Origin of the sequence: Pseudomonas sp. TNT2022 ID642 (assembly GCF_028656995.1) — a bacterium.
GTDB lineage: Bacteria > Pseudomonadota > Gammaproteobacteria > Pseudomonadales > Pseudomonadaceae > Aquipseudomonas.
This window is the reverse complement of sequence record NZ_JAMDGW010000029.1, coordinates 47,175-55,983: the sequence shown is the minus strand read 5'-3', so window position 1 is coordinate 55,983 and position 8,809 is coordinate 47,175. Positions and strand designations below refer to the sequence as shown.

Below are 8,809 nucleotides of genomic sequence, written 5' to 3'. Positions count from 1 at the left end.
CCCGGTCTTTACCCACCCTAGCCCTCTCCCACAGGGAGAGGGAACCGATCCGGGAATATTGAAGACCTACAGCGACTTGAACTCCCAGCTGTGAATCCATAACCGCCAAGCGCTTGCAGGTCGATGTATAGCGCCAGACACCTCGGTCAGTCCCCTTTCCTTCCGGGAGAGGGGACTGACCCGGGGATATTCCAGAGCCACACCGAACTGCCCCTGCCCCTACGGAACCCATAATCGCCAAGCTCTTTCAGGTCGATGTATAGCGCCAGACACCTCGGTCGGCTCCCTCTCCCTCGGGGAGAGGGCTGGGGTGAGGGGCTTTTGATCTTTCACGCAGAACCCCAGACACAACAAAGCCCGCACAAGGCGGGCTCTGTTCTGACTCGGTCCAGGCTTAGAAGCGGAACACTTCCATATCGGTACGAATCGGCGAGGCCATCGGAATCTTCGGCTGCTTCTCGGCTTCTGCCGCTGGCGCGGCCGGTTTCGGTGCCGATTTACGCGGCGCCTCGGCCACCGGTGGCTGATTGGCCAGCGGTTTCAGCGCCACCGACAACTGCTCGGCCAGACGCTGCAGCAAAATGCCCTGAGCCTGCACCTGGGAAGCCGTGCTGCCGGCATGCAGCTCTTGCAGATGCACGATGCGGTTATCGCGCACCTGACCACGACGGTCGATCAGACGCCATTGCGCATCAAGAATCGCCGGTTGTTTCTGACCGGAGTCCAGACGCGTGATGGTCAGCAACACCTGCACATCCGGGGTAAAACCGGTTGTGGCCGGTGCCAGCACCACACGCTGGCTGTCCAGATGGCCAGCGACCTGGCGCATCAGCAACTGATCGATATCCGACGAAAGGCTGCCAGCCCAACGACCGTCGGTCGCCGCTTGCAGACTGCCGTCCGGTTGACGTTGCAGCAAGGTCTCACGTTGCAGGTAATCGGCTACGACTACCGGGCCCAACAAAACTGCCATGCCTGCGCTTTGCGCAGGCTGAACCGGACTTCCGCTGTCCAGTTGATACAGCGACACCGGCTGGTGAACGCTGCAACCCGCCAGGCCCAAAACGCCGGCGAGCAGGAAAATAAGGGGGCGCAGAGCTGTCATCATCCCGTCCAGGTGGCCGCCACAAGGCTGACCACAGTGAAAATACTCAATAAATATGAAGAACGCTCAGCCACGCCGGCGCTTGGAAAGGCCATATCATCCGTGAATATGCGTTCCGACTCCAGCGCCAAAGCGTCGATCTACGCGTTAAATCGTGGATCGGACGCTCTAGGACGCTTAATTGAGGTTTTCGACGAGCAGCGCATCCACTCTCTGGAAGCCCCTTGGAAGCTTATTGCCACGACGTCCACGCTCACCTTTGTAGTGTTCGAGGTCGTCGGCCTTCAGCGACAGGGTGCGTTTTCCGGCCTGCAGCACCAACGTGGCGCCTTCCGGAATGACGGCGATGTCCGTGACATATTCTTCGCGACTGGCCACACGCTCACCGGAAATACCGATGATCTTGTTGCCTTTGCCCTTCCCCAATTGTGGCAGATCACTGATTTTGAAGATCAGCAGGCGACCTTCGGTCGTGACCGAGGCCAGCCAGTTGTGCTCACGATCAGCTACCGGACGCGGCGCGATGACTTTGGCGTTGTTCGGCAGGCTCAACAGGGCTTTACCGGCCTTGTTCTTGGCTTGCAAGTCTTCGCCTTTGACCACGAAGCCGTAACCGGCGTCGGAGGCGATCACGTACAACGCATCGTCTTCCGGCATCAGCACGCATTCAAACGAAGCGCCGGGCGGCGGCGTCAGGCGTCCGGTCAGCGGTTCGCCCTGGCCACGGGCCGACGGCAAGGTGTGCGCGGCGACCGAGTAGCTGCGGCCGGTGGAGTCAATCACCACGGCAGACTGGTTGGAGCGCCCTGCCGCCGAGGTCTTGAAGCCGTCGCCGGCCTTGTAAGACAGGCCGGTGGCGTCGATGTCATGACCTTTGGCGGAACGGATCCAGCCTTTTTCCGAGAGGACGACGGTGACTTTCTCGTTCGGCAGCAGATCGTGTTCGGTCAGCGCTTTGGCTTCGGTGCGCTCGACGATTGGCGAGCGACGGTCATCGCCGTAAGTTTCAGCGTCTTTGATCAGCTCGGTGCGCACCAGCTTCTTCAGCTTGGCTTCGCTGCCCAGCAGCGCTTGCAGCTTGGCTTGTTCCTTGAGCAGTTCGTCCTGCTCGTCGCGCAGCTTCATCTCTTCCAGTCGTGCCAATTGACGCAGACGGGTGTCGAGGATGTAATCGGCCTGAATCTCGCTGAGGGCGAAACGCTCGATCAGCTTGGCTTTCGGGTGTTCCTCGGTACGGATGATGTGGATCACTTCATCCAGGTTGAGGTAGGCGATCAACAAACCGTCCAACAGGTGCAGACGACGCTCGACTTTATCGAGGCGGAATTGCAGGCGGCGACGCACGGTCTGCACGCGGAACTCCAGCCACTCGACCAGCAAGGCGCGGAGGTTTTTCAGCTGTGGCTTGCCGTCCAGACCGATGATGTTGACGTTGACCCGGTAGGTCGACTCCAACTCGGTGCTGGCGAACAGGTGCTGCATCAGCGCGTCGTGATCGACACGGCTGTTGACCGGAATGATCACGATGCGGCACGGGTTTTCGTGGTCGGATTCGTCACGCAGGTCAGCGATCTGCGGGGCTTTCGACGGTTTCGCTTGCATCAGCGCGGCGATCTGCTCCAGCACTTTCGCACCGGAGACCTGATGCGGCAGCGCAGTGACGATAATGTCGCCGTCCTCGACGTGGTACACGGCGCGCATGCGCACCGAGCCCTTACCGGTTTCGTACATTTTCAGCAGGTCGGCGCGCGGCGTGATGATTTCTGCTTCGGTCGGATAGTCCGGGCCTTGAATGTGTTCGCAGAGCTGTTCAACCGTGGCTTTCGGCTCATCGAGCAGACGCACACACGCGGTGGCGACTTCGCGCAGGTTGTGCGGCGGCACGTCGGTGGCCATGCCCACGGCGATGCCGGTGGTGCCGTTGAGCAGGATGTTCGGCAGGCGCGCCGGCAACACCAGCGGTTCCTGCAGGGTGCCGTCGAAGTTCGGCCCCCAGTCGGCAGTGCCCTGGCCCAGCTCGCTGAGCAGCACTTCGGAATAACGCGACAAGCGCGCTTCGGTGTAACGCATGGCGGCGAAGGACTTCGGATCGTCCGGCGCACCCCAGTTGCCCTGGCCGTCGACCAGCGTGTAGCGATAGCTGAACGGCTGGGCCATCAGCACCATCGCTTCGTAGCACGCCGAGTCGCCGTGCGGGTGGAACTTGCCGAGCACGTCACCGACGGTACGCGCCGATTTCTTGTGCTTGGAATCGGCGTCCAGCCCCAGCTCGCTCATCGCATAAATGATGCGCCGCTGTACCGGTTTCAGGCCGTCGCCGATATGCGGCAGAGCACGGTCCATGATCACGTACATGGAGTAGTTGAGGTAGGCACTTTCGGTGAAGTCAGCCAGCGATCGGCGCTCTACGCCGTCTAAGCTGTCTGCAAGGATGTCGCTCATGCGGGCCTCATCAGTTCGTTGTCTGGCGCAGCAGCATGGTGCCGCCGCGCTGGGTAAATTCAAGTTTGTTCAGGGCGCTCATGCCGAGCAGCACCTGATCGCCATGCAGCCCCGGCGCCACCAGTGCGCGGACGTCGCGCAACACGATGTCGCCCAGTTGCAGGCGGTCGATTTTGGTTCGGTAGCCCTGGCTCAGGCCGTTGGCCGTGCTCAGCGTCACTCCGAAACCTTCTTCCAGCTTCAAACGTTTGGCCAGATCAGCCGGGATCGCCACATCGGTTGCGCCGGTGTCGAGCATAAACTCCACCGGTTCGCCGTTGATCTGGCCGCTGGCGACAAAATGCCCTTGAGCATTGCCGGCCAGTTTCACTTCGATAAAACCTTCGCCCTGCTCCGAACTGACCACCACGTTCGGATTCTGCTGGCGTTGCTCCCACTGGCCAAAGAACCGCGTCGCGAGGAACAGTGCCGCGCACCACGCCAGAATCATCAGCACCCGACCGGCGCGCTTGCCCGGCGGTTGCTGGCTCATGGCTTGGCGCTCCAGCCACCGTCAGGTGCGGCGAAGCGCCAGACGATCGGCCGAACCTCACCGTCGGCCCGCGGGCCGAAATTATTGTCGACGCCGACCCATGCACCCTCAGCGTCAACGATCAGCGCCTCTTCCAACCCGAAGTTCTGCGAGTAACGGCGGTTGGCCTGCAACAGTTCAGCGGCGTACGACCAGCAACGCTCGACCTTGGCGGTCTGCGCATCGCGCCGACAAATCTGGAAGGCGTTGCGCTCAAGGGTAAACAATTTGCCGTTAAACAACGAAAGGTCGGAAAAGTCTCGGTCGACCGCTCTGGCCTTCGGGAACTGCGGCGGCTGCATTTCCTTGCCGCCCTCGCTGAGCAGCACGCAACGACCGTCGCAATCCCACACCGTCTGCTGGCGCTTGATCAGCAGCAAGCCACGGCTTTGCCGCTCGGCGGCCAGCCACATCTGATCGCCCGCGGGGCTGATCGCCAGGCCTTCGAAGATCGCATTGAAATGCAGGAGCATGCCGCTGGCCCGCGCTTCGCGAACCATCATCGGCGAGATCTTCAGCCAGTTGACCGGACCGCTGACGGGCACCTGCAAGACCGCCGCATGACCCTCGCTGACAATGTAGCGATTGCCGGCGCTGTCGCAGCTGATGCCCTCGAAATCCAGATCGCCACCGCGCACGAAAGACGCGGCCCAATTGCGCGAGCGCAACCCCCACGGCAAACCGGTCTCAGGCACCAGGGGGACGTCGATGTGCAAGGCTTCGGCCTGCCAGACCTGATCGGCAGTATTGAGCCGATAGATCTGATCGTCATCGCGGTCCGACACCGTCCACAACTCGCCGCCACACATGGCCAGCCCCGACAGGTTGCCGCCGCGCATGCCGTCGACCGGGTGCCCGGAGAGCACGCGCAACTCCTGCAACGGCTCGGCCGACACATTCATTGCACTCAGCAGCAACGCACCCGCCAAGGCCCAGCCAAACCGCATCAGGCCAGCACCTCGGCGAGGTTACCTTTGGATTCGAGCCAGGTCTTGCGGTCACCGGCGCGTTTCTTCGCCAGCAGCATGTCCATCATTTCCGAGGTTTCGGCGAAGTCTTCACCCAGCGTCAGTTGCACCAGACGCCGCGTGTTCGGGTCCATGGTGGTTTCACGCAGCTGCGGCGGGTTCATCTCACCCAGACCTTTGAATCGGGTGACCTGGGGTTTGCCGCGCTTCTTCTCGGCGACCAGACGGTCGAGAATGCCGTCGCGCTCGGCTTCGTCGAGGGCGTAGTAAATCTCTTTGCCCAAGTCGATGCGGTACAACGGCGGCATCGCCACGTAAACGTGACCGGCGTCCACCAGCGGGCGGAAATGCTGGACGAACAACGCGCAGAGCAAGGTTGCGATGTGCAGACCATCGGAGTCGGCGTCGGCGAGGATGCAGATCTTGCCGTAGCGCAGCTGGCTCATGTCCGCCGCGCCCGGATCGACACCGATGGCCACGGCGATGTTGTGCACTTCCTGACTGGCCAGCACTTCGCTGCCGTCGACTTCCCAGGTGTTGAGGATCTTGCCGCGCAACGGCAGGATCGCCTGGAATTCCTTGTCCCGCGCTTGTTTGGCGGAACCACCAGCAGAATCACCTTCGACCAGGAACAGTTCGGAACGCATCGGATCCTGCCCGGCGCAGTCCGCCAGTTTGCCCGGCAGCGCTGGGCCCTGAGTCACACGTTTACGCTCGACCTTTTTACTGGCCTTGAGACGGCGACCGGCGTTGTTGATCGCCAGTTCGGCCAGCGCCAGACCGGTTTCCGGGTTGGCGTTGAGCCACAGGCTGAACGCATCCTTGACCACTCCGGAGACAAACGCCGCCGCTTCACGGGACGACAGTCGCTCTTTGGTCTGGCCGGAGAATTGCGGCTCCTGCATTTTCATCGACAGGACGAACGCGATGCGCTCCCAGACGTCTTCCGGCGCCAGCTTCACGCCGCGCGGCAGCAGGCTGCGGAATTCGCAGAACTCACGCATGGCATCGAGCAGGCCCTGACGCAAACCGTTGACGTGGGTACCGCCCTGCGCCGTCGGGATCAGGTTGACGTAGCTTTCCTGCACCGCGTCGCCACCTTCCGGCAACCACAGAAGCGCCCAGTCGACCGCTTCTTTATTACCGGCGAAAGCGCCGCAGAATGGCTCGTCCGGCAAGCGTTCGAATTCACTGACGGCGTCAACCAGATACGAGCGCAGGCCGTCTTCGTAATGCCACTCGACTTTCTCGCCGGTGCCTTTGTCTTCGAAGCTGACCAGCAGGCCCGGGCACAAAACTGCCTTGGCCTTGAGCACGTGCTTGAGACGGCTGATGGAGAATTTCGGTGAATCGAAGTATTTCGGATCCGGCGCGAAGTACACGCTGGTGCCGGTGTTGCGCTTGCCGACGGTACCGACGATTTCCAGCTCCGAGGCTTTGAAGCCGTCGTTGAAGGTCATCTGGTATTCATTGCCGTCACGCTTGACGCGCACGCGCACTTCGGTCGACAAGGCGTTGACCACGGAAATACCTACGCCGTGCAGACCGCCGGAGAACTGGTAATTCTTGTTGGAAAACTTGCCGCCCGCGTGGAGCTTGGTGAGGATCAGCTCAACGCCTGACACGCCCTCTTCCGGGTGAATGTCGACCGGCATGCCACGGCCATCGTCGCTGACTTCCAGCGAGTGGTCGGCGTGGAGGATGACCTGCACCGATTTGGCGTGGCCGGCCAAGGCTTCGTCGACACTGTTGTCGATGACTTCCTGGGCAAGGTGGTTCGGCCGACTGGTGTCGGTGTACATGCCGGGGCGTTTGCGCACCGGGTCGAGGCCCGAGAGGACTTCGATGGCGTCGGCGTTATAAGAGCTAGCGCTGGGAGTGGCCATAGGGTCTCGTCGTCAGTCATTCATGAAATAGGGGCAAGACTTCACAATGCGGTGAAATCGATTGCCTGATACACATCGGCGCCAATGCCGGCAAAACTCAGCAACGCCGGCAATTGTCCGGCAAAACCCTGAAAACTGTGATCGCCGCCGGCCTGAATGCGCAAGGCACAGGCGCGGTAATACTGCTGGGCGAGGCGATAATCCAGTGTTTCGTCGCCGGTCTGCAACCATACCTGATAACGCTGCGCATCCTGAGGCGCCGGCACTTCCAGTTCGGCCAGCGCCGTGACATGGTCGTGGGTCAATTCCCAGGTTTCATCGGTATACAGGTTTTTCTGCGTGCCCAGATAGCCGTCGAACATCCGGTGCGGGCTGACCGCCGGGTTCACCAGCAGGGCTTTCAGGCCATGGCGCTCGGCCAGGTGAGTCGCATAGTAGCCGCCGAGTGAGCTTCCCACCAGCAGCGGCCGGTCCAGTTCGGCAATCGCTTGCTCCAACTGACCGATGGCTTCGCGCGGATGGTGATGCAGGGCCGGAACACGCAGTTTGTCGCTCAAACCCAGCTGCTCCATCACGGAGACCAGCTGACAGGCCTTTTTCGAGGCCGGGGCGCTGTTGAAACCGTGGATATAGAGGATCGAACCGGACATTTGAGCTCCCTGGGTGTCGGTTTGGGTTTGCGGAGTTTACAGGGAGAGTAGAGCGGATTGGGGGTGGTTTCGAGAAATTGGTTATTCAGCGGGAGCGGCCCTCACCCTAGCCCTCTCCCAAAAGGAGAGGGGACTGAATGGGGGATATTAAAGAGATACACCGACCTGAAAGTGATTGGGCGAATCCATAATCAACTCAGTATTTCAGGTCGACGCATGACGCAATACACCTCGGTCGGCCCCCTCTCCCTCCGGGAGAGGGCTGGGCGGGCGGCGTTCCGATGAGGGGCTCTTGATCGAAAATCAGTAACCTTCGGAACCGTAATCAACGGTAAAAGCAAAACCGGTGACACGCTCCACGCCAGTCTCCAATCGCCCATCCGGCAACAACCGCAACCAGCGATACCCCGGCGCCTGCTCCCCCACCTTGAAGTCATCACTCCCCGGCTCAAACTGAATGCACGTTGAAGGCGAAGCCATCAAGCGCACGCCATTGCGCTCACGATCAATCTGCTGATGCACATGCCCCCACAACACCGCGCGAGCCTGTGGAAAACGATCCAGCACCTCGAAAAACGCCTCCGGATTGCGCAAACCGATCGGTTCCATCCACGCACAACCGATCGACACCGGATGATGATGGAAGCACACCAGATGATGGCGCTCCGGCGCTTCGCTCAGCGAGCGGGCCAGCAGTTGCAGTTGATCGTCCTGCAGATACCCCGGCACCGAACCCGGCACCGCCGAATCGAGCAGCGTCACGCGCCAGTTACCGATATCGACTACCGATTCCAGCAACGCGCTCTGCACGGCAGCCTCGGCCATGATCATCGGTTCGTCGTGATTGCCGGGGATCCACCGCGCCGGGGCAGCGATCTGCGCGCTCATCTGGCGAAACTGCTGATACGACGCCAGCGTGCCGTCCTGGGAGATATCGCCGGTGGCCAGAATCAGGTCGATCTGCGGCTGCTGTCCCAGCACCAGCTCGATGACCTTTTGCAGGCTCTCGCGGGTGTTCATGCCCAGCAGTGTGCCGTTCGCTTCAGCAAACAAATGGCTGTCGGACAACTGCACCAGCAACGCCGGATCGGCGGTGGTCAACATGGATACGCTCGGCAAGGCGTTCTCCCAAGGCAAAAGCACGGAATCGATCAAGTGCCGCAATTATGCTGGGGGATCACTGAAAG

7 protein-coding genes are annotated in these 8,809 nt (G+C 61.1%); all 7 read right to left on the bottom strand.

The annotated features are described in order from the left end of the window. Positions 1-394: 394 nt before the first annotated feature. Positions 395-1,105 (bottom strand): PqiC family protein, encoded by a 711-nt coding sequence (locus M5G26_RS24615; protein ID WP_007915780.1) that lies wholly within the window; start codon positions 1,103-1,105, stop codon positions 395-397. A gap of 177 nt (positions 1,106-1,282) precedes the next feature. After that, positions 1,283-3,547: a DNA topoisomerase IV subunit A gene (gene parC / locus M5G26_RS24610; RefSeq protein WP_134175862.1), complete on the bottom strand. Its 2,265-nt coding sequence runs from the start codon at positions 3,545-3,547 to the stop codon at positions 1,283-1,285. Between the two features lie 10 nt (positions 3,548-3,557). Next, positions 3,558-4,079: a retropepsin-like aspartic protease family protein gene (locus tag M5G26_RS24605; RefSeq protein ID WP_134175863.1), complete on the bottom strand. Its 522-nt coding sequence runs from the start codon at positions 4,077-4,079 to the stop codon at positions 3,558-3,560. Further along, complete coding sequence (locus tag M5G26_RS24600; protein ID WP_134175864.1) at positions 4,076-5,065, bottom strand: esterase-like activity of phytase family protein; 990 nt, start codon at positions 5,063-5,065, stop codon at positions 4,076-4,078. Before M5G26_RS24600 ends, M5G26_RS24605 begins: the two co-directional genes overlap by 4 nt. Next, positions 5,065-6,972, bottom strand: a complete 1,908-nt coding sequence (parE, locus tag M5G26_RS24595; RefSeq protein ID WP_095047278.1) for a DNA topoisomerase IV subunit B — start codon at positions 6,970-6,972, stop codon at positions 5,065-5,067. The genes M5G26_RS24600 and parE overlap by 1 nt, the downstream gene beginning before the upstream one ends. Positions 6,973-7,013: 41 nt before the next feature. Then, positions 7,014-7,622, bottom strand: coding sequence for a YqiA/YcfP family alpha/beta fold hydrolase (locus M5G26_RS24590; protein ID WP_150693015.1), 609 nt, complete (start codon positions 7,620-7,622; stop codon positions 7,014-7,016). Between the two features lie 303 nt (positions 7,623-7,925). After that, positions 7,926-8,741 carry a 3',5'-cyclic-AMP phosphodiesterase gene (gene cpdA / locus M5G26_RS24585; protein ID WP_273916696.1) on the bottom strand — a complete coding sequence of 272 codons (816 nt, stop codon included), beginning with the start codon at positions 8,739-8,741 and terminating at the stop codon, positions 7,926-7,928. Positions 8,742-8,809: the final 68 nt, after the last annotated feature.

Excerpts from the sequence above, each read along its gene's own strand:
- M5G26_RS24590 (WP_150693015.1), bottom strand. The coding sequence starts at position 7,622 with ATGTCCGGTTCGATCCTCTATATCCACGGTTTCAACAGCGCCCCGGCC.
- parC (WP_134175862.1), bottom strand. The coding sequence starts at position 3,547 with ATGAGCGACATCCTTGCAGACAGCTTAGACGGCGTAGAGCGCCGATCG.
- M5G26_RS24600 (WP_134175864.1), bottom strand. The coding sequence starts at position 5,065 with ATGCGGTTTGGCTGGGCCTTGGCGGGTGCGTTGCTGCTGAGTGCAATG.
- parE (WP_095047278.1), bottom strand. The coding sequence starts at position 6,972 with ATGGCCACTCCCAGCGCTAGCTCTTATAACGCCGACGCCATCGAAGTC.
- M5G26_RS24615 (WP_007915780.1), bottom strand. The coding sequence starts at position 1,105 with ATGACAGCTCTGCGCCCCCTTATTTTCCTGCTCGCCGGCGTTTTGGGC.
- M5G26_RS24605 (WP_134175863.1), bottom strand. The coding sequence starts at position 4,079 with ATGAGCCAGCAACCGCCGGGCAAGCGCGCCGGTCGGGTGCTGATGATT.